The 19,970-nt window shown below is 67.9% G+C and carries 20 protein-coding genes and 1 riboswitch; of the genes, 14 read left to right on the top strand and 6 right to left on the bottom strand.

All coding sequences use genetic code 11. The features are described from left to right. Window positions 1-9: 9 nt before the first annotated feature. The 8 genes from BJ987_RS13090 to BJ987_RS13055 all read left to right on the top strand — a co-directional run bounded on the left by BJ987_RS13090 (window position 10) and on the right by BJ987_RS13055 (window position 7,165). Window positions 10-861 (top strand): alpha/beta fold hydrolase, encoded by an 852-nt coding sequence (locus tag BJ987_RS13090; RefSeq protein ID WP_209888815.1) that lies wholly within the window; start codon window positions 10-12, stop codon window positions 859-861. Window positions 862-1,069: 208 nt separating this feature from the next. Then, a complete protein-coding gene (locus tag BJ987_RS13085) occupies window positions 1,070-2,500 on the top strand; it encodes a phenylacetate--CoA ligase family protein (protein ID WP_209888812.1) in 1,431 nt (476 codons plus the stop codon). Next, the gene (locus BJ987_RS13080) at window positions 2,497-2,940 is read left to right on the top strand and encodes a hypothetical protein (RefSeq protein ID WP_209888810.1); all 444 of its coding nucleotides are present in this window, start codon (window positions 2,497-2,499) and stop codon (window positions 2,938-2,940) included. The genes BJ987_RS13085 and BJ987_RS13080 overlap by 4 nt, the downstream gene beginning before the upstream one ends. An 11-nt stretch (window positions 2,941-2,951) precedes the next feature. Then, window positions 2,952-4,013 (top strand): hypothetical protein, encoded by a 1,062-nt coding sequence (locus tag BJ987_RS13075; RefSeq protein ID WP_209888806.1) that lies wholly within the window; start codon window positions 2,952-2,954, stop codon window positions 4,011-4,013. Continuing rightward, a complete protein-coding gene (locus BJ987_RS13070) occupies window positions 4,010-4,966 on the top strand; it encodes a nitroreductase family protein (RefSeq protein ID WP_209888804.1) in 957 nt (318 codons plus the stop codon). The genes BJ987_RS13075 and BJ987_RS13070 overlap by 4 nt, the downstream gene beginning before the upstream one ends. Window positions 4,967-5,019: 53 nt before the next feature. Further along, a complete protein-coding gene (locus BJ987_RS13065; protein WP_209888800.1) occupies window positions 5,020-5,991 on the top strand; it encodes an ABC transporter substrate-binding protein in 972 nt (323 codons plus the stop codon). A 59-nt stretch (window positions 5,992-6,050) separates the two neighbouring features. Then, window positions 6,051-6,443: a hypothetical protein gene (locus BJ987_RS13060; protein ID WP_209888797.1), complete on the top strand. Its 393-nt coding sequence runs from the start codon at window positions 6,051-6,053 to the stop codon at window positions 6,441-6,443. Window positions 6,444-6,496: 53 nt separating this feature from the next. Continuing rightward, window positions 6,497-7,165 (top strand): NADPH-dependent F420 reductase, encoded by a 669-nt coding sequence (locus tag BJ987_RS13055; protein WP_245365934.1) that lies wholly within the window; start codon window positions 6,497-6,499, stop codon window positions 7,163-7,165. Here the strand turns inward: BJ987_RS13055 and BJ987_RS13050 are convergent. From BJ987_RS13050 to BJ987_RS13030, 5 genes are all read right to left on the bottom strand, one after another. Continuing rightward, entirely contained in the window at window positions 7,137-7,964 is an 828-nt protein-coding gene (locus BJ987_RS13050; protein WP_209888794.1) for an SDR family oxidoreductase, read from the bottom strand. The genes BJ987_RS13055 and BJ987_RS13050 overlap by 29 nt on opposite strands. Continuing rightward, complete coding sequence (locus BJ987_RS13045; protein ID WP_209888791.1) at window positions 7,961-10,231, bottom strand: ABC transporter ATP-binding protein/permease; 2,271 nt, start codon at window positions 10,229-10,231, stop codon at window positions 7,961-7,963. The genes BJ987_RS13050 and BJ987_RS13045 overlap by 4 nt, the downstream gene beginning before the upstream one ends. Then, window positions 10,228-11,202, bottom strand: a complete 975-nt coding sequence (locus tag BJ987_RS13040) for an ABC transporter permease (protein WP_307869590.1) — start codon at window positions 11,200-11,202, stop codon at window positions 10,228-10,230. Before BJ987_RS13040 ends, BJ987_RS13045 begins: the two co-directional genes overlap by 4 nt. Window positions 11,203-11,212: 10 nt before the next feature. Further along, a complete protein-coding gene (locus BJ987_RS13035; RefSeq protein WP_209888788.1) occupies window positions 11,213-12,805 on the bottom strand; it encodes an ABC transporter substrate-binding protein in 1,593 nt (530 codons plus the stop codon). Window positions 12,806-12,843: 38 nt separating this feature from the next. Beyond that, window positions 12,844-12,972: riboswitch (cobalamin riboswitch) on the bottom strand. Between the two features lie 87 nt (window positions 12,973-13,059). Continuing rightward, a complete protein-coding gene (locus BJ987_RS13030; protein WP_307869589.1) occupies window positions 13,060-14,895 on the bottom strand; it encodes an arabinofuranosyltransferase AftB family protein in 1,836 nt (611 codons plus the stop codon). Window positions 14,896-15,344: 449 nt separating this feature from the next. On the opposite strand from BJ987_RS13030, the gene BJ987_RS13025 reads away from it, so the two are divergent. From BJ987_RS13025 to BJ987_RS13010, 4 genes are all read left to right on the top strand, one after another. Further along, entirely contained in the window at window positions 15,345-16,178 is an 834-nt protein-coding gene (locus BJ987_RS13025) for a SigB/SigF/SigG family RNA polymerase sigma factor (RefSeq protein WP_209888785.1), read from the top strand. Between the two features lie 148 nt (window positions 16,179-16,326). Then, window positions 16,327-16,965, top strand: a complete 639-nt coding sequence (locus BJ987_RS13020) for a class I SAM-dependent methyltransferase (protein ID WP_209888782.1) — start codon at window positions 16,327-16,329, stop codon at window positions 16,963-16,965. 48 nt (window positions 16,966-17,013) lie between these two features. Beyond that, window positions 17,014-17,562, top strand: coding sequence for a DUF4822 domain-containing protein (locus tag BJ987_RS13015; RefSeq protein ID WP_209888779.1), 549 nt, complete (start codon window positions 17,014-17,016; stop codon window positions 17,560-17,562). Between the two features lie 126 nt (window positions 17,563-17,688). After that, window positions 17,689-18,339, top strand: coding sequence for a DUF8020 domain-containing protein (locus BJ987_RS13010; protein ID WP_209888776.1), 651 nt, complete (start codon window positions 17,689-17,691; stop codon window positions 18,337-18,339). Between the two features lie 100 nt (window positions 18,340-18,439). On the opposite strand, the gene BJ987_RS13005 is transcribed toward BJ987_RS13010, so the two are convergent. After that, on the bottom strand, window positions 18,440-19,267 hold the full coding sequence (locus BJ987_RS13005; RefSeq protein WP_209888773.1) for an alpha/beta fold hydrolase: 828 nt from the start codon (window positions 19,265-19,267) through the stop codon (window positions 18,440-18,442). A 138-nt stretch (window positions 19,268-19,405) separates the two neighbouring features. Here BJ987_RS13005 and BJ987_RS13000 point away from each other — a divergent pair, with 138 nt between their 5' ends. Both BJ987_RS13000 and BJ987_RS12995 read left to right on the top strand, forming a co-directional pair. Next, window positions 19,406-19,576, top strand: a complete 171-nt coding sequence (locus tag BJ987_RS13000; RefSeq protein ID WP_209888770.1) for a hypothetical protein — start codon at window positions 19,406-19,408, stop codon at window positions 19,574-19,576. 10 nt (window positions 19,577-19,586) lie between these two features. Next, window positions 19,587-19,970, top strand: coding sequence for a hypothetical protein (locus BJ987_RS12995; RefSeq protein ID WP_209888767.1), 384 nt, complete (start codon window positions 19,587-19,589; stop codon window positions 19,968-19,970).

The raw sequence follows: 19,970 nt of genomic DNA, 5'->3' as shown, positions 1-19,970 counted from the left end.
GCCGAAGGCATGCACAATATTTCCGCAGAAGAACTCCGCGTCGCCCAGGTCACGTCCACGCTGCTGCAATCCGGTGACCCCACCGCCGACGAGGCGGTGGTTTTTCTGCACGGCACCCCGGGCAACGCGGCCGACTGGCTCTCATTACTGCCCCGGGTCGGCGAGTTCGCCCGTGCGATCGCGTTCGACCTGCCCGGTTACGGCGCTGCCCGCACCTTCCCCGGTTTCGACCACCGCGTCGAAGGCGACTACCGCGCCTTCCTCATCGCCGCCATCGAGACGCTCGGCCTGCGCCGTGTCCACCTCGTCGGGCACGACTTCGGCGTTCCGTGGGGATTGGCCTGGGCCGCGGCCCGGCCCGAGCGGGTCGCCTCGATCACGCTGATCAACGCCGGAGCGCTGCCCGGTTACCGCTGGCACGCCTACGCCCGGATCTGGCAGACACCGATCCTCGGCGAGTTCACCCAGGCGGTGACCAACCGCCCCGGCATGCGCTGGTTGCTGCGACGCGCCAATCCGCGGCTGCCCCGCGATTTCATCGACCACATGTACGACGGCTACGACCGGCACACCCGCCGCACCGTGCTCGAGCTCTACCGCGCCGCCCGGGACCCCGCCGCCATGCTGGCCGCATCGATGCTGGCCATTCCGCGCGAGGTTCCGGCCCTGGTTCTCTGGGGCGCCGAGGATCCGTGGGTGCCCGCCCACTTCGCCCACACCCAGTCCGAGGTCTGGCCGGCGGCCGACATCCAGATCTTGCCCGGGCTCGGCCACTGGCCCTTCGCCGACGACCCCGACGCCGTTGCCGCGCACCTGGTGCCGTTTCTGCGGGACTGTTGCCGCCGTAGCCGAGCGGAATGAGTAGTGCCACCTAATCCATCCGGGTAGGCGCACAGATTCCCGGCGGCCCGCGCGCGAGCAGGCTGGACGTATGAACAGAACTTTCACCGGGGGAACGCGCCGGGCGACCGCGCGGGAGCGGGCGAGACGCGTTCGACTGCAAGCTGTTTCGGGGTTCCTGACGGGGGTTTATCACACCGCGTCGGCACATCCGGCGCTTTGGCGGCGGATGGCTCGGACCTACCATCCGAGTCTCGCCCGGGTGGCGGCCGGGCACGCCGAAGCGACCTGCCGCCTCGCGGCCCTGGAAGTTCCCGCCTACCGGGACTTCCTGCGCCGATCGGGTGCCGGAAAGGCGAAGCGGCTCAATGATTTTCCCGAAACCGACAAGTCCGGCTACGCGAGCCGGTACGACCAGGAGAGCCGCTGCCGCGAGGGCCGGTTGCATCGCGCGGGCGTCATCGTCGACGAGTCCTCGGGTTCGACCGGCACACCGTTCAACTGGGCGCGCGGGCCCAAGGAGTTGCGCACCATCTACCGCAATGCGGCGGGCTATGTGCAGATGGCGTTTCCCGGCGATCGACTGTTCGTGATCAACGCCTACTCGATGGGTGCGTGGGCGACCGGCACCACCACCGGGGCCGCGCTGGCGCGGATCGCGATGGTGAAGAACACCGGCCCGGATCTGGACAAGATCGTCGACACGCTGCGGCAGTTCGGGCCGGACTACGACTATGTCGTCGCCGCGTACCCGCCATTCCTGAAGCACCTGCGCGACCGCCTCGACGAGCTCGGATTCGACTGGGACGCATACCGATTGCAAGGCATGGTGGGCGGCGAGGCGCTGACCGAGGCGCTGCGCGACTACCTGGAGCAGCGGTTCGTCCGGGTGCGGTCGGGATACGGCGCGAGCGATCTGTCGATCGGCATCGGCGCGGAGACCGGCTGCACCGTCTGGTTGCGCAAGCTGCTGGCCCAGGACGCCGAGCTGCGGCGCGAGCTGCTGGGCGCCGGCGAACAGCGACTGCCGATGATCTTCCACTACAACCCGCTGGAGACGTACCTGGAGACCAACGCGCGCTCGGAGCTGTTGTGCACCATCACTTCCCGGCACTGCCTGCAACCCAAGCTGCGCTACAACGTCGGTGACGAAGCGGTGCTGCACACTCTGCCCACGGTGCTGCGCGCGTTGCGCCGAGACCCGGTGCGCTGGGCCGAGTTCCAACGTCATCGCGGCGCCGACCGGATGAACCTGCCGCTGCTGTTCCTGTTCGGCCGCACCGACAGCACCGTCTCCTACATGGGCGCTAACCTCTATCCCCAGGATGTCGAATACGGCCTATACCAGGACAACCCGTATGCCGACCGAATCGCCGGGTTCTGCCTGTCGCTGGCGGAGCTGCCCAGCCTGGAAGCGCGCCCGGTGGTCAACCTGGAACTGCGGGACACCGGCCTGGACGCCCGCGAGCGGGTGCTGCTCGCCGAATCCTGCCGCCGCGGTGTGCTGAACCACCTGGCGCATGTCTCGCGTGACTTCGCCGCTTCCGTGCGCGAGGATCCGAGCGCCGCCGACCTGCGGGTACGACTGTTCGAGCCGGGTACCGGCCCCTTCGCCGCGCGGACCAAGCTCAAGAACTCGTATCTGGTGGAGGCGTCGTGAGAACCACCGACTTCAGCAAGACCCCGCCACAGGGACAGGCCTCCGCCATGTTCATCGGCGCGACGAGATACCGCGGCCCGCGCTCGATTCTCACCCTGACCCGCACCTGGGTCCGGATGGTGCGCGACATGCGGCGCATGCGCGGATATCGTTGGCACAAGGTCTATTACGAGTTTCCACTCACACTCGGCACGATCGCGTTCTTCGAGGATCGCGACGCGCTGCTGAGTTTCGCCCGCAGCAAGCGCCATCGCGAACTGATGGTCTGGGTAACCGACGACACCAACAACGCCACCGGCGGCTTCATCCGGCTGTATTACGCGGATCCGGCGGGGTACAGCAATGGCATCTGGCGGGCCGAAGGCAATCGGATGGGGCATATTCCGACCTTCACGCCGCTGTCCACGGAGCAGGCGGGCCCGCCGGTGGTGCGGCGATGAGGTTCGAGCAGGTGACGAATGCCCCTGCGCTGCGCGAGTTCCTGGCGTTGCCGCGGCAATTGCACGATCACCGTTATGTGCCGATACCGCACCAGACCATCAATCGGTGGTACCGCGACGGCGTCGCACTCCACCTGCTGCGGGACAGCAGCGGGCGGGTGATCGCGCGCACCACGCTGCACACCGACGCCGCCTTCGACACGAAGCTCAGCCGACGGCCGCAGTTGTTCGGACTCACCGAATTCCGGCCCGGCGCGGGAGCGGCGCTGTTCGCCGAAATCGGCCGTGCGGCAAGGAGAAACGGGCGGGACGGAGTCTTCGGACCGGTATCTCTGCTGCCGAATCAGGCCGGTGGCGTCATCACCTCCGGGTTCGCGGACCGCGGATTCATCGACAGCGCCTGGAATCCTGAGTACTACCCGAAGGAGTACGAATCCTTCGGCTTTACAAGGCGTTTCGAGTCCGACACCTGGATCTGCCCGACGGACGCCGATCCCGACACCGCGTTCAGCTTCGACGACGCCCGGCTGTCCGCCGAGCGATTGCGCCTGCATCGAGGCGACCGGAGACGCATCGCCACGCAATTGCCGATCCTGCGCGAGATGCTGAACGAATCCTTCGCTCAACTGGGCTATTACACCGGTATCTCGGCCGAACAGCTGGCAGCACAGACCGACGGCCTGGCCTATCTGCTCGACGAATCACTGTTGCTCTACCTCACCGAAGCGGACCGCCCGGTGGCGTTCGTGCTGTGCGTTCCCGACATCTCCGAGTTTCTCGGCAAGATCGACGGCGACCTCGGCCTCCGCAATCAGCTCCGACTGCTCGCCGGTAGGTCGCGCTACCGGCGCGAGGCGGTGCTGGTCATCAAGGGCACCGTCCCCGGTCGCCAGGGCTGCGGCTACATGCGCTATCTGTCCCGCGAACTGCTGCGCAACCTGCGGGCGGGCGGCTACGAGCAGTTGCGCAGCACCTTCGTCGAACGCGCGAATCCCGCCTCGGCGGCGCACTACCGCGCGATGGGCGGCCGCCCGCTGCACGGCTATACCTTCTACGACAAGGACCTTCGATGACCATCGACGCCGTGCGCGCCCTCGAACCGGTGTTCGGTCGAGCACCCAGCGCGCACAACACCCAGCCGTGGACCCTGACCTACTGTGACGACCACGTCACCATCGGCTGGGATGTCGGCCGCACGCTTCCCCGAAGCGACTCCGACGCAAGAGATCTCCTGCTATCCCTGGGCGCGTTCGTCGAAGGCTGCCTCATCGCCTGCGCGGACTCGGGTCTCGCGATCGCCTTCGAGCCGGAGCGCGGCGACCGTCGGATCGGGCGATTGGTCCCGGCCGCACTCCGCTACGAAACCCCGTACACCATCGCGGACTTGCAGCGCCGAACCACGCACCGGGGCGCGTATCAGCCCGGCCCGCTGAACGAAAAGCTGCGGGCCCGGGTCACCGGCATCGCGAACGCCTCCGGGGCCGAACTCCGCCTCCTCTCCGGCGACAGCGTGAATCCGCTGGTGCGCCAAGCTGATCGGCATCTGTTCGGTACGCCCGCGGTGGTAGCCGAACTGCGCGACTGGCTGCGCCTCACCTCGCATCATCCGCGATACCGAGAAGACGGACTTACCGCCGCGGCCCTGGGCCTTACCCGGTTCGAAGCTCGCGGGCTGCGTGTCGCACTCGCCGGATATCCGGTCCTGCGCCGGCTCGGCCTGCCACGGCTGCTGGCCGCACAAGGTCGATTCGACTGCGACGGTGATCTTTTCGTTCTCGTGGCCGACCCGCTCGATCCGATCGGAGCGGGCCGGGCCCTGCTGCGGATCTGGCTCGAGCTCTCCCGCCACGGTCATACGACGCACCCGCTGAGCCAACTCCTCGACTGCTCCGCGACCCGTGCCACCCTGGCCGACCTGCTCGGAATCGGCGAACCCGCGAGTCTCCTGCACGTCGCTCGTTGCGGCAGACCCGCGACGCTTCCGGCCCCTTCGTTCCGCAGAACCGGGGGTTTCGCGCCGAAATAAAGTTAGGCTAGCCTTCGCTCGTGAGAGTTAGCCTAAACCAAACAGCAGCCCGCATGCGCGCTGCGCTCGCCCTGTTCGTCCTCGCACTGGTCGCGGTCGTCGCGGGATGCGGCAATTCCGGTACGGACGCCGCCGAGACCTCCGGCACCCGCGAGGTACAGACCGACCGCGGCGCTATCGCGGTGCCCGCCGAACCGCAGCGCATCGCCGTGGTCAACGGCTCGCTCGCCGGATACCTCTTCGACCTCGGCGCGAAGGTGAAAGCCGCCGACCCGCGCATTCTCGGCGTTCCGTTGGCGCCCGGCGAGTTCCCCGCCGCCTGGGCCGCGGACGCCAAGCAGCAGGGCACCACGGTGCTGCCGTCCGGGGACAACATCAATCTGGAGTTCATCGCGGCCCAGCAGCCGGACCTGATCATCGGCGGCGGCCAGGGCTTCCCCGGCCAGCAGTCCATCGACGCCTACGACAAGTTGAGCGCGATCGCGCCGACCGTCCTGGTGCCGTCCAACCTCACCAACTGGCAGGACCAGTTACGGGCCGTCGCGAACATCGTGAACAAGGCCGACAAGGTCGACACCATGATCAACGCCTATACCGCCAAGGTCGCCGAGGTCAAAGCCGCCATCAAGGTGCCGGCGGGCACGGTCTCGGTCTTCCAGTCACGCAAGGACAACAAGCCGTCGGTCATCGCTCCCGGCACCCCGCTGGCCGCGCTGCTGACCGAGGTCGGCTTCACCGTCGACAACAAGGTGGAAGCCAAGGCGGGCAACCCGACCCGCGCCACGGCCGCGGACTGGGTGTCGTTCAGCCCGGAACTGCTGACCGTCGTGGTCGACGCCCCCGCCCTGTTCGTCGTGCGGCTCGAGGGCGGCCGCGACCTCGCGCAGCTGAAGGACGACGCGATGCTCGCCACGCTCCCGGCCTTCCGCTCCGGCCAGGTCTACGACCTGCCCGCCACCAGTCAGCGCCCCGACTACCGCAATGCCATGGCCACCCTGGACCTCCTCGCGCAGCGGTTCAAATAAGAAGTGGCAGGATGGATGGTGCCGATCTACTTCCGCTGAACCAGGAAGGACCAAGATCCATGGCAACATTCCAGAACTTCCACCGCCCGGCCCTGGGCATCGCCCTGTTCGGGATGGCCGGGGCGGCCGTCGTCGCGACCGCCGCCCCCGCTCTCGCCGCCAACAGCATCGACGCCACGGCCCTCGGCCCGGCCAATATCGCGGTCGACTACAGCTGTGACGCCACGGCCGGCGCGACCGCCATCAAGGCGATGGTGGGCGCGCCGGACGCCGAAGCGCCCTCGGCCGTGGGCGTCCAAGGCGGTCTCACCTGTGATGGCAATCCGCACAACACCGTGGTCGTGCTGGACGGGGCGCCGCTCTCGCGCGGGCAGACCGTACAGGTACGGATCGCGTTGGTCGACAATGCCGACAATGTGATCACCGGCCAGGCCAAGGTGGCCAACCTGTAGCCGACGCGCTCGGCCACGGGAATGCCCCGCGCCCGTTACCCGTTGAGGCGCATATGACCACCATGGACGTGCGCACCGTCGGCATTCTGGGTGCGGGGAAAGTCGGTACCGTACTCGCCCGGCTCGCGGTGGCCGCGGGCTATCGCGTCCTACTCGCCGGGTCGGGCGACCCCGCCAAGATCGCTCTCACCACCGAAGTTCTCACGCCCGGCGCGGTGGCCGTCACCGCCGCCGAGGCCGCGACCGCCGCCGACCTCGTCATCCTGGCCCTGCCGCTCGGCAAATACCGCAGCATTCCGGCCGCGGAGCTGAGCGGGAAACTGGTGATCGACGCGATGAACTACTGGTGGGAGGTGGACGGAGTCCGCGACGACCTCACCGATCCACGCACCTCCTCCAGCGAGATCGTGCAGGCCTTCCTGCCCGGAGCGCGGGTGGTCAAAGCGTTCAACCACATGGGCTATCACGATCTGGACGAGGAGGGGCGTCCGCCGCAAGCCCCGGGACGCAAGGCGATCGCCGTCGCGGGCGACGATGCCGAGGCTGTCGCCACCGTCACCGGCTTCGTCGAAAAGCTCGGCTTCGACGCCGTGAGCGCGGGCCCGCTCGCCGAGGGGGTGCGGCTGCAGCCCGGCACCGCGGCGTTCGGCGCCAACGTCAGCGCCGACGAGCTACGCGCACTGCTCGAACGCTTTACCCCGCGCGCCACTTCTCATCGGTGAGCGCGCTGCTGGCCTGCGGTCCCATCAGCAACATGCCGCCGTCGACCACGAACGACGCCCCGGTCACATAGCCGGCCGCGGGTGTCGCCAGAAAGGCCACCACCGACGCCACCTCTTTCGCGTGGCCGGGTCGGCCCAGCGGCACACCCGGTCGCGCCTGCTCGCGCGGATCCACCTCGTGCTGACCGGTCATCGGTGTCGAGATCTCGCCTGGCGCAACCGAATTCACGGTGATGTCGTACTCGGCAAGCTCCAGCGCCAGCACCTTCGTCAGCGCACCGAGGCCGGCTTTCGCCGCGCAGTAGGGCGCCGCCCCGACTCTCGGCGCATGCTCGTGCACGCTGGTGATATTGATGATCCGGCCACCGCGCCCGCCCTCGATCATGTGCTTCGCGGCCCGCTGCGCGCACAGGAAAGCGCCGTCCAGATCGACCGACAGCACCTGCCGCCAGGTGTCGAAATCCATGTCCATCGCCTTCTGCGCGGTTCCGGTCCCCGCGCAGTTCACCAGCACATCCAGGCCACCGAGTTCCTCGGCCAGTTCGTCGATCACCGCGGCCGCGGTCGGCAGGTCGTTCAGGTCCAGCCGGCGCACCGCGGCCGTGGCCCCGCGTTCGCGGACCTGTCGCGCGGTATTTTCCGCGCCCTCGGCATCGGTATGGAAGGTGACGCCGACATCGACGCCGCCACCGGCCAGCGCGACGGCGATCGCCGCGCCGATACCGGAATCGGATCCGGTCACCACCGCCCGCAGCGGTGCGCCGGTGCGTTCCTCGGGAAGGGGAGCAGTCGTAGTCATACCGGCCGACTACCTCGCACACCGCCCGGCAAACCGGCGGTCGAGCCCTGGATCGGGGTGGTTCGCCCGTCGGGGAGACTGAGCACCCGGTCCGCCAGACGGTCGATCACCGTCTCCTGATGACTGATCACGATGAGTGCCAGTCCGGTTCGGCGCAGTTCGTCGAGCAGGTCGAGCACTCGGTGCCGGCTGACCGGGTCGAGCGCCGAGGTGATCTCGTCGCAGATCAGAATGCGCGGTTCGGCGGCGAGGGCGCGGGCGATGGCGGCACGTTGTTGCTGGCCGCCGGACAACCGCCCGGGACGGCGCAGGGCCAGGACGGCGTCCAGCCCCACCTCGTCGAGTAATACACCGCTTCGCGCGCGGGCGGCGCTACCGTCCATGCCCCGTAGCAGGCGCAATGGCCGGGCGATCTGGCCGCCGATGCGATAGCCCGGGTTGAGCGAGGTCGCGGGATTTTGGAAGACCAGCTGGATGGCGCGGCGCTGCTGCTCCGAACGCCGGTCCACACGTGGATGCAGTGGCACGCCGTCCAATTCGATCGAGCCGCGCAGTGGCACGTGCAGACCGGACAGGGCCCGTGCCACCGTCGTCTTGCCCGCGCCGGATCTGCCGGTGACGGCGAGGCATTCGCCCGCCCGCAGCGTGAACGACAGCTCGGCTACGACCGGGTGCGCCTTGCGGCCGCGCCCGTGCGCCACCGTGAGACCCGCTACCCGCAAGATCGGCGGGGTCGCGATCTCGGCGCGCGGCACGCGGACAACCGTTGTGGCACTGGAACTTCCACGCGGAGCCGATACCACCCGGCCCGCCGCCAAGGTCAGCACGTCATCGACCAGCGATCGCACCGCCGCCGAGTCGTGGGTGATCACGAGCAGCGTGGTGGCGCTCTCGCGCCGGATCCGGCGCAGTGTCTCGATCAGCCGGTCCCGGGTACGCGCATCCAGTCCGGTGGTCGGTTCGTCGAGAACCAGCAGCGCCGGATCGCCGAGCAGCGCCATGGCCAGCAGCACCCGTTGCTGCTGGCCGCCGGAGAGTTCGTGCGGGAATCGGCGCTGGAACCGGCGGTCATCGGGCAGGTCGACCCGGCGCAAGGCCGCCGCCACGCAATCACCGTCGCCGAATGTGCCGTAGCGCCTGGCGATTTCGCGCAGCACGGTGCCGATGCGCAGCGCGGGGTTGAGCCCGGTCGCCGGATCCTGCGGGACGTAGCCGACCGCGCGGCGGTCGGCCGATCCGCCGAGGCTGACCGAGCCCGTCGCGGTCAGTCCGGGCGGCAGCGCCCCGAGCACCGCCAGCGCGAGGGTCGTCTTCCCGGCACCGGACGGACCGACCACGGCCATGCCGCCGCCCTGCGGCAGACGCAGCGAAATACCTTCCAGCACAACGGTTCCGATCGCGTCGCGAACCGTGAGACCGTCGACCGCGAGCCCCGATCCGGGTGCGGAAACCTCCATCGGCCGAGGTGCCGCGCTCCGCTGACCGGTGCCGGATGCCCGATCGGTGACCATGTTCACCGAGACCACCAGCACCATGATCAACAGCGCCGGAGCCAGCACCGCCCACGGTTGCACAGCGAACCCGGGCCGGTTCTCGGTGATCATCAAAGACCAATCGGGCGCGGGCGGACGCAACCCCAACCCGAGGAATCCGCTCATCGCGACCAGCGAAACGGTCGCCGACATCCGCACGCCCGCGTCGGCGAGCAGCACGGCCCGCAGGTTCGGCAGCACCTCGACCAGCGCCAGCCGCCACAGCGGTTCGCCTCTGGCACGGGCGGATTCGACATAGCCGGTCGAGGCGAGTTCGAGCACGCAGGTGCGGACGATGCGGATGATCCACGGCACCGAGGCCAGTGCCACGGTCACGATGATCGCGGCCGGCCCCGCACCCATGGCGGTGGCGATCACCGCGAGCAACAGAAACCACGGGACGACGGTGATCGCGTCGACCGGCCGCATGATCCAGTGGTCCCAGTCCCGGCGCAGTCCGGCGACCAGGCCGAGCATCGAACCGAGCACATAAGCGACGATCAGCGCCGGTCCGGCGATCGACAGCAGCGGCAAACCACCGTGCAGCACGCGCGCGGCCACATCCCGTCCGACCACATCGGTGCCCAGCGGGTGCTGCGCCGACGGCGGCTGGAACGGCGGTCCCGTCACGGCGGTCGGCGCATAGGACGCGAGGACCGGCCCGATGATGATGAGCAACAGCACCGCCAGCGTGACCAGCAGCCATCCCGAACGAATCCCGCTGCGGCCCTTCACCGCCGGTCCCCCACCGCGACCTGCCGGGCGCGCGGACTCACCAGCAGGGTGAGCAGGTCCGCGAGCAGGTAGACCCCGATCCCCACCGCCGCCAGCAGGATCGCGGCCGATTGGACGAAGGGAAAATCACGAGCTTCGATGGCGCGCAGCAATTCCTGGGACAGACCCGGATAGGAGAACAGCGTCTCCACCACGGCCACGCCGCCGATCAACCCGACGACCGATCCCGCCAGCGGATGGATGGACGCCGACACGGCATTGGGCGCGACATGCCGCAGCATCAGGCGCAGACCACCGATCCCGTTGAGCCGCAGCGTTTTTATGTACGGACTCGCCAGCACCTCGGCCGTCTGCGCCCGCACCATCCGGACCGGGTGCGGCAGCAACCCGATCAGCAGACAGGTCACCGGCAGGACCAGGATTTCCGGGCGACTCCACACGCTCGCACCCGTCGGCAGCAAGGAGACGGCGGGCAGCAGACCCAGCGACAGCGAGACCGTCGCCACCAGCAGGACACCGATGACGAAGGGCGGCACCGATTCCGCCGCGAGCGCACCCACGCTGATCAGCCGGTCCGTGCGTGACCCCGTCCGAGCGCCGGCCACCAGTCCCAGCGCGAGCGCCGCCGGAATGAGCAACGCGGCCGTGCTCACGGCGAGCACAGCGCTATTCGCGGCGCGCCCGAGCAACACCTCGCTGACCGGGCGGCCCGAGATCAGCGAATTCCCGAAATCGCCGTGCGCGAAGCCGATCAGCCAGTCCGCGAACCGCACCGGTGCGGGCCGGTCCAGCCCGAGCTGAGCGCGCAGCGCGGCCAGCTGCTCCGGCGTGGGGTCACCCGCACCGGACCGCGACAGCAGCACGGTCGCCGCGTCCGAATCCAACGTCTCGAACAGCAGGAAGACAATCAGCGCGACGGCGAACAGCACGCCGGCCCCGGCCCCGGCGCGCCGTATGACGTAGATGATCACGACCGGCGGGTCACTGCTCGGCCAGCCAGGTGGTCGCGTAGTTCGCCCAGTCGTCGGTGCCGGGCACGCCGTTGCGTACCCCGCCCACGCGATTCTTCGCCGCATCCGGTCGTTTGGCGAAGCTGTGCAGGATGTATCCGCCCTCCTGCCAAAGTTCTTCCTGGAGTTGCCGATATAGCTCGGCGCGGCGGCGCGGATCCATGGCGGCGCGAGCCTGGGCGAAGGTGGCGTCCCAACCCGGCCGCCGCCAGCCGGTGCCGTTGCTGGGCGAGGCGCTGGTCATGGTCTGGCCGTAGAAGTAGTCGAGGCTGTAATTCCACCAGCCGATATGGGTCAGCGGCGCCTTGCCGCTGACCTGGGAGAAATAGGTGTCGGCGGGCACCGATTCCAGCTCGATCGTGATCCCCGCGGGCTTGGCGTGCTCCGCGAACAGCGTCGCCGCCTCGAGCATGCCCGGCATACCGTCGGCGGTGGGCAGCGTCACCGTCAGGTTCTCCCGCCCCGCCTCCCGCAGCAATTCGCGGGCGCGGCGCGGATCGTAGGACCGCTGCGGCAGGCTGTCGTGATAGAACGGCGCGCCCTTGCCGTAGACGTCGTTGCCGAGCTCGGCGTAGCCGTAGTACACCGAATCCACCATGGCCTGGCGGTCCACCGCCAGCCGCATCGCCTGACGCACCCGCGGATCGTCGAAAGGCGCTGTGTCCACCCGCATCTGGAACGCGCCCATCAGACCGGCCGGCGGTACCACCACCGTGGTGTCCGGATCACTCGACAACGTCCGCGCCTGCAGGTACGAAATCTCGTGCGCCACATCCGCTTCCCCGGACAGGAAGGCGTTCATCCGCGCTTCGGTCTCGGCGATCTGGATGATCTCGACCTCGTCGAGCAACACCGGTCCGTCCCAGTATCGCTCGTTGCGCCGCAACAGCGTTCGGTCGCCCGGCGACCAGCGGGCCAGCGCGAAGGGACCGGTGCCGACAGGCAGCGCCGACCCGTCGATGACCCCGGTCCCCTCCTTGACGATGTAGCAGTACCACCCCGCCAGCACCGAACCGAAGTCCGCCAGCGGCGATTTCATCGCCACCACGACGCCCAGTTCACCGTCTGCGCGCGTGCGGGACATGTCGACGACGGAGAGATCGCCGGAGGAGTTCTTGGCCGGATCGAGCATCCGCTCGAAGCTCCACAGCACATCCCGTGCGGTGAGCGGGCTGCCGTCACTGAACACCACACCCGGGCGCAGATTGATGCGCCATAGACTGCCGTCGGCATTGGGTTCCAGCGACTGCGCCAGGCGGTAGCGCAAGGTCAGGTCGTTGTTGTAGGCGACCAGCTTGTCCCAGACGTTCTTGGACACCGCACCGCCCGCCGAACTCCCGGCCTGGTGCGGGTCCAGGACATCCGCGCTCGCCGACCGTCCGGCGATCACCGAACGCAGGCGTCCACCCGGACGCGGTGGTCCCAGCGGCGCACCGGCCGAACCGGTTTCGGAACCGCAGCTCGTCGTCATCGTGCCCAGCACGACAGCACCGACGGCTCCCGCACTGCCCAGCAGGAACTTCCGGCGGCCGAGTCCGGGCCGATCCGTTGTGTAGTTGTTCATCGCCATCCTCGTGGGTGTGATCCCGATACCTCGGGCGCAGGTATCCTGGCTCCCGGATCGACACACCTCCGCCGGCCTTCCAACCTGGGCAGGTCGTGACCATGAATCGGCGGATTGCTCCCCGGTGACAGTTGCGGGACAGCCCCGGATTCGCACCGGTGTTCCCTACGCCGGGTACCGACCCTACAGTGACCCGCGCCGCGGACCGGCACTGCCGACCGGGTCGACCCCCACAGGTGGTGCCGGGCCTCTGGTTAGCCGAGCCGGCAGCGCTCGAGCTCCAATTCCGGCACCCGGTCGATGCGATACCGGGCGTAGTCCCACGACCGGAAGACATTGCGCCGGAAGCGTTCGGCGGTGAGCGGTGCGCGGGCGGAGGCCAGTAGTTCCTGGGTTTCGGGACAGCGGATGGCGGTTCGGATCCGGGTTACCCAGTCCTCGCCGAGGAACCAGGGCATCCGGGGATGCCGGTCCACCATGCCCGCGTCCACCAGCGCCCAATCCGCGTCGAGGTTCTTGTCGTGTCCGATGCGGGCCTCCGGGAACCGGAAGGTATGGGCGGCAAGGGGATACGCCAGACCCATCGGATCGAGGACCCGGACATCCAACGGCGTATTCATGCTGATCATGCCGAGGTTGACATAGAACACCGTGTGCCCGGCGGGCTGCGGCGGCGGGACGAGGTGCCAAGCGGTGAAGGACGGCGAATTGATGAGCAGACCGCCGTTCGGACTGTCGGCCACCGCACGGAGCATGGGGCGAAGCCGCGGATAGCCCAGATAGTCCTCGGCCCGAATCGGATGCGCACGACCGGTGGTCTGGATGTAGTAGAGCCGCTCGTCCGCGATGCCGGCGGCACTGATCCTGCTGCCGGACGTGATGGCGGTGGCATCGGCCGCGAGCAGCGCCCAGCCCACGGTTCCGGCGACCAACGCCCTGAGCACCAGACGGCGCGTACCCGGTGCACTCAGTGGCAACACCATGACGGGCAACAGCAAGCAGAACAGCTGCGGCAGCAGCATGCGGCCGTGCATGAAATCACCACCGACGCGGATCTCGTACCCGATCAGCATGGCACCGCTGCCGAGCATGAGGACGACGACCGCGGCCGGGGACCGCGATCTCAGGCGGAACCGGCGCACGCGCTCTCGCAGCGCCGGTTTCGCGCCTCCGGAAATCCGGGCGGAGCCGTCGTTCCGCCGGGACCACACCGTCAGCACTGCCGCCACACCCAGCGCCAGCAGCGGCATCCAAAGCCGATACGGCTCAACGAAATTCCACAGGTAGCCGAACCCCTGCCGCCACTTCGCCGCGCTCGCGTCTTTGGCAACCGCCGTATTCGGGTACGGCAGCCCGTAATAGCCCATACGCCAAATCTGATAGGCCACCGGTAACAGGCCGGACACCAGTACCGCGATCCCACGAACCAGCCAGGGGCGCAGCCTGTTTCCGGGCAACGGGGCACACAGGAGAATCAGCAGCGCCGACGCACCGACCAACGTCAACTCCGGTCGGATCAGCGGAGCCAGCCCAGCCCAGAACGCGACGCCGAAAAACCCTGCCAGGCCGACCCTCTCGGTCCGGCTCCAGCGAATCAACCACCACCACAGCACAGCCAGCCAGCAGATGACCAGGCTCGACTCCAGCCCCGAGGTGGCGTAGTCGCGCGCCGGTGGCAGCGCGATATAGACCAAAGCGCCGACCGGACACAGCAATCGGCCCCCGACACCCCACAACCGGGCCGCACCCAGCATCGCGAAGACGATGGCCGACACCGATAGCGCCAGCGCGATCCCCAGCACCACGTATTCGAGCCGCGCGTGCGTCAGCCAGCCGAAGAACCAGATGAGATAGGTCCACGCGGCACTCGTATTGACTTCCACCCGCTCGCCCACGTTGAAGACCGGCCCATTGCCTGCCAGCAGATTCCGCACCGTACGCAGCACGGTCAGACCGTCGTCGGCGATCCAGCGCCGGTTCCAACCTCCCACGGCGAAAAGCACTGCTGTGACCACGATTCCGCCGGCGAAAGCCAGACGACCGGCCCGCTGCGCCACGGGCACACCCGCGACCCCTTCGGGCTCCACCACATCGCGCGTAATGATCAGAGTCAGCGGAATCCCCCCAAATTTGGTACGGGCGAACCGTACCGCGCCTGCCGACGAGAGCTCAAAACCACAGTCTTGGGGTCAGTGCACGCACAACGCCCCGGCCGTCCGCGTTTCGCTCTGCATCGAAGGCCATATCAGCCGCGTCGCATAGCCGTAGTTGTGCCGCTTATCCGTGCGGACGCTCGGCTCCGGCCGGTCCTGGCACACGCCACGCTTCCGGTCCCCGTTCAGACCGTCAGCGCCCACCCACATTAGCTGCTCAAATGTGATTTGCTGCACGATAGCTATCGTGACCGATTTGTTGTCGAAAATCCCGCCACCGCGCTTAGCCTGGATTGCGGGCAGCGAGCAGAACCGGCACTTCCACCGTGGCTCCGGTCGAACGAAATCCGCTGCCGTGCAGCGAAACTCGGAGGATAGGAGTTCATATGACGGTCTCGACCGCTCTACATCGACCATCCGACGCCGCTAACCCTCCGGTCGCCGTCGAATGTGACGACTACGAGCACCTCGAGCCCGCCTTGGCCGAACTCGCCGCGCTCGACCCCACCGACCCGCGCCACCGCGCGCTGCGCGCCCGCATCGCGTGCCAGGCACTGCCGCTGGCCGATCACATCGCACAGCGCTACGCCGGACGGGGCGCCGATTCCGAAGACTTGGTCCAGGTCGCGCGCGTCGGCTTACTGCAAGCCATCGACCGCTTCGATCCAACGTTGGGCTCGTCATTCCTGGGCTATGCCATCCCGACCATCATGGGCGAGGTGCGCCGGTACTTCCGCGATCACACCTGGGCGCTGCGCGTGGGACGCCGAGCCAAGGAAACCCGGGCCATGCTCGGCCCGGCCACCGAAGCCTTCGCCCAACGACACGGCCGCATGCCCACCACCAGCGAACTCGCGACCGAACTCGCCACGGATATCACCGAGATCACCCAGGCGACACTGGCCGCCAACTGCTATGTCGCGGATTCCCTCGACCAGACCGCCGCCGACGACTCCGGTGCACAGCTGCCCCTGGCCGAACGGCTCGGCGACGACGAGCGCTGTTACGGCCTCCTGGAGGAGGCGATGACCGTAGGCCCGCTGATCGCCGAACTCACCCCGGCGCAACGACAACTCCTCATCTGGCGCTACCGGGAATCGCTGACCCAAGCCCAGATCGCCGACCGCCTGGGCGTCTCCCAAATGCAGGTGTCGCGAATCCTGATGCGCATGCTGACCAGCCTGCGGGAGCGAGCTCTCGGCCTGGGTTCCGCAGCGTAGTGCGCCTGACCGAGCGCGGCACACGGTGAGCGAAACCGACTCCTGATCACCCGACGGCAGCCGCTGCACGCCGACGACCGCCGATGCGGCGCGCGGCAGGTACTGGCACAGTGAACCGGACGTGGGCCCGAGCCAGGAGGAACAGACGATGAGCGGACGCACCCGTAGTCAGTGGGAGGACCTCACCGCCGCCAACCCCGCGCATTCGACGTGGTACGTGGAGCGGTTCCGCACATTGGCCGCCGAGGGCGCGGACATCTTCGGCGAGGCGCGGTTGATCGACGCGATGCTGGAGCGCGGCAGCCGGGTTCTGGACGCCGGATGCGGCCCGGGACGCGTGGGTGGCTATCTGCACCGCGCCGGGCACGTGGTGGTCGGCGTCGACGTCGACCCGGTGCTGATCGCCGCGGCGGAACAGGACTATCCCGGACCCAGCTGGCTGGTCGGCGATCTCGCCGAAGTGGATCTTCCCGGTCGCGGCATCGCCGCCGACTTCGACGCGATCGTGTGCGCGGGCAACGTGATGACATTCCTGGCGCCGCCCACCCGGGTCGCGACGCTGACCGGTTTCGCCCGCCATCTCGCCCCCGCCGGCCGAGCGGTGGTGGGTTTCGGCGCGGACCGCGGTTACGAGTTCGCCGAATTCCTGGCCGACGCCGAAACCGCCGGACTCACGGTCGATTCGCGATTTTCGACCTGGGACCTGCGTCCCTTTTCGGACGAATCAGACTTTATGGTCGCGGTGCTTTCGCGCGCGGCCGCATCCGGCCAAATCGCGACCGCATAGCAACTGATCCGGAATCCAGTTCGCTGTCCAATAGCTAGCATCGGTTGAATGACCGATTGGAAAAGGTTCACGATCGTGACCGCCGCCATCGCCGCGGTCGGCCTGCTCGGGGCGTGCGGCAGCGACGACAGTGCGGACACGACATCCGACTCGACGACGCCCACCGAGCTGGCCACCGCGACCTCGCACCCGGCGGCACCGACAGTCACCCCGGGTTCCCCCGCGGCCGCCCTCGCGGCCACGCCGTGGGAAACCACCTCCGCGCGGGATTCCCACGGGTCGGAGGTGCCACTGACCGACGACAACGTCGAAAACTATGTCGGCTTCGCCTATTTCGATCCGGACGGCACGTTCACCATGTTCGGGCTCGACGACGCCCCCAAGATGCACGGCGACTGGTCGGTGTCCCCCGACGGCAAAACCCGCACCATCATCGCGAAAGATGATGCGGGCCGAGAACAATCGCGCCGCGTGGTCGACATCGTCACCCTGAACGACCAGGAATTCACCTACCGCATATACCTCGACCCCGCCGACAAGGCCCGCTACTACGACATCGTCCACACCCCTACAACGCACCCCGAACCAGCCAAATAACTAATCACCAGTAAACAGTCGGCATCAGTTCAGTCTCCGTCGTTCATCGGTCGCCAGTTTTCGGCGTGACCACGCCGTCCCGGGTTAAGCCCGGTCTGTCCGGTTCGCCAATAAAGGGAGAACGCGATGAAGCTCAAACAGGCAACAGCCGTAGTGGCGACCGCTTTCCTCTCCACTGTCGGTTTTTCGATTATTCCCGCTAACGCCGAGGACGACCGGGTCGAAATCGAGGCCAGCTTGGACGGCGATCAAGGCGCCATCACCGTCGAGAACGGCAGCGTCGCCATCAACGCGGACAGCATCCTGATCATGGACAGCGAGGGCACGGTGCTGCGCAACCTCAGCCGGACCTTCGAGCTCGACGACGTGTCGTATCCGATCGAGGCCGCGGTCGCCGGCAGGACCGTGACCCTGCGGCCGAACCTCAACGCCCCCAGGGCTGCCAACCCGTCCATGCCGCCCCCGCCGCCGCACCGGATCCCCGAAGGCGCGGCGATCGGCGCGATCGCCGGCAGCATCCCCGGCACCACGGTCGACTGCGAGATCGGCAACGGCGTCGCGGCGATCACCGGCGGCCTGACGGCGGCCGTCCTCGCACCCTTCATCGTGCTGGACGAACCGGCCGCGGTGCCGTCGCCGGCCCCGGTCGGTGCGGCCGCCGCCGGCTGCGCACTCGGTAGCGCACTGGTCGGCGCGGAAGGCGCACTGGCCGGCGCGGTCGACGGCGCTTCGACAGGTGCGGTCACGGCCGCGTTCAGCACCAATCCCCCGCGGTAACAACCCGGGATGTCGGAGGGTTCGCCGATCCGCCGCCGAACCCTCCGGTGCACCCGAGGGACTCTTCGAATTGCGATGCCGCTCATATCGACCGCGTTCGTCACTCGCAGTGGCGTTTCCAGAAATCGGTGACTGCGTCGACGTAGTCGGCAGGGCGGCTCAGCAGCAAGGAGTGCCCGCCGTCGGGAAACACGAGTAGCTCGGCATCCGGGTGCAAATCTTGCAGCCGCTGGGTATGCGCCGCGGTGATCAAGGGATCATCGGCGGCTCGAATGATGAGCGCGGGCCCGTGCCAAGGAGTTTCGGGGTGCAGGTCGGTCAACCGTTGCGCGGCGTCGAGCAGCCGCCGATAGGAAGTGACCGCCCCCTGCTGCCCCGCCGTGCGGGTCGCGTGCCCGACGCGTTCGACCCAGAAGTCGGCTTCGGCGGCGTCTTTCCAAGTCTTGCGCAGCGAGTGACCGATCGCGGCCAGAGTGTCATCCCAAGGGGTGTCGCGGGTGCGAGCAAGGGACGTCCGCAGCCGGGCAAGATCTTCGGGACCATAGAGACCGGTGCTGGTGAGTACCAGCGATCGCACACGCGCAGGGGCACGCTGCGACAGCACCTCGGCGAGCATCCCACCGGCGGATTGTCCGATGACGTGAATGCTGTCGATGTGCTCGGCATCGAGGATGCCGAGCACTCCGTCGGCCAGTTCTTCGAGAGTCGTTGGGCCGGGCGGATAGTCGACGGTGAGCGTGCGGTAGCCCGGCCGCAGAGCAGGGGTCAGGTCGAGCCAGCTGATGGCAATGCCCGCCCCACCCGGCAGCAGCAGAACTGGTGTGCCCTCGCCGCCACGGTAGTAAGTCCATTCATGACCACCGGCGCGCAAACTCACCGTTTCGTGGTCGCGATCGAAGGCCGCCGCGCGGTCGAGAACAGAGGTCATGTCTATCTCCCTGGCAGACAAGAGGTTCGGATACGCCGCCGAATCTATGCATACATAGCCATGTATGCAAGTCGTTGCCGTGGCCCTGGCCACCTACTTGCCGCTGCGTGAAACGCACAATCCGATACGATGAACGGCGTGAGCGCGATCGTGCTGGTGCAGCCCTACCACCGCACCCGCACGTGCGAGGTCGGCTGGGGGATGACCACCGGAGCAACGCTCACCCGCACCGATCGAGTGCCGACTCAGCATTCCGGCAGCGACCCGCAGCGTTGGGCCGACGCCATGTTTTCGACTATCCCGTCGTAAGGATCGACCGATGGCAGACAGTGAATTCGACCGCCTCACCAAGGCCGCCGAGGGAAAGCACATCCGGCTGGAGCCGAACGCCGCTCAGGATTGCGCAAAGCTGTGCAGCGACATGGTCACCCAACTCAACAGCGCGATCAACAACGCCAAAACGCTCGGCAATGTCAAGGGCTTCGGCGACCTCCCGGACGCGACCGCGCTCGCGCAACGCTATAGCGACCGTGCGACCAACGGCGACTCCTCACTGGAGTACGCGCTGAAGAAGCACGTCGAGGTGGTCAACGACATGATGGACACCTTCATCGCGGCCGGCCGTGCCTACCTGGAGCACGAGAAGGCTTCCGCCGACGAGCTTGCCAAGTACGACACGACGACGAAGGGGTACCGGAAGTAG

It is taken from the genome of Nocardia goodfellowii (genome assembly GCF_017875645.1).
Lineage (GTDB): Bacteria > Actinomycetota > Actinomycetes > Mycobacteriales > Mycobacteriaceae > Nocardia > Nocardia goodfellowii.
This window is presented reverse-complemented; position numbering and strand designations above follow the sequence as displayed.

Excerpts from the sequence above, each read along its gene's own strand:
- BJ987_RS13005 (WP_209888773.1), bottom strand. The coding sequence starts at position 19,267 with ATGACCTCTGTTCTCGACCGCGCGGCGGCCTTCGATCGCGACCACGAA.
- BJ987_RS13010 (WP_209888776.1), top strand. The coding sequence starts at position 17,689 with ATGAAGCTCAAACAGGCAACAGCCGTAGTGGCGACCGCTTTCCTCTCC.
- BJ987_RS13055 (WP_245365934.1), top strand. The coding sequence starts at position 6,497 with ATGACCACCATGGACGTGCGCACCGTCGGCATTCTGGGTGCGGGGAAA.
- BJ987_RS13060 (WP_209888797.1), top strand. The coding sequence starts at position 6,051 with ATGGCAACATTCCAGAACTTCCACCGCCCGGCCCTGGGCATCGCCCTG.
- BJ987_RS13090 (WP_209888815.1), top strand. The coding sequence starts at position 10 with ATGCACAATATTTCCGCAGAAGAACTCCGCGTCGCCCAGGTCACGTCC.
- BJ987_RS13035 (WP_209888788.1), bottom strand. The coding sequence starts at position 12,805 with ATGAACAACTACACAACGGATCGGCCCGGACTCGGCCGCCGGAAGTTC.
- BJ987_RS13065 (WP_209888800.1), top strand. The coding sequence starts at position 5,020 with ATGCGCGCTGCGCTCGCCCTGTTCGTCCTCGCACTGGTCGCGGTCGTC.
- BJ987_RS13085 (WP_209888812.1), top strand. The coding sequence starts at position 1,070 with ATGGCTCGGACCTACCATCCGAGTCTCGCCCGGGTGGCGGCCGGGCAC.
- BJ987_RS13020 (WP_209888782.1), top strand. The coding sequence starts at position 16,327 with ATGAGCGGACGCACCCGTAGTCAGTGGGAGGACCTCACCGCCGCCAAC.
- BJ987_RS13070 (WP_209888804.1), top strand. The coding sequence starts at position 4,010 with ATGACCATCGACGCCGTGCGCGCCCTCGAACCGGTGTTCGGTCGAGCA.
- BJ987_RS13050 (WP_209888794.1), bottom strand. The coding sequence starts at position 7,964 with ATGACTACGACTGCTCCCCTTCCCGAGGAACGCACCGGCGCACCGCTG.
- BJ987_RS13025 (WP_209888785.1), top strand. The coding sequence starts at position 15,345 with ATGACGGTCTCGACCGCTCTACATCGACCATCCGACGCCGCTAACCCT.
- BJ987_RS13015 (WP_209888779.1), top strand. The coding sequence starts at position 17,014 with ATGACCGATTGGAAAAGGTTCACGATCGTGACCGCCGCCATCGCCGCG.
- BJ987_RS12995 (WP_209888767.1), top strand. The coding sequence starts at position 19,587 with ATGGCAGACAGTGAATTCGACCGCCTCACCAAGGCCGCCGAGGGAAAG.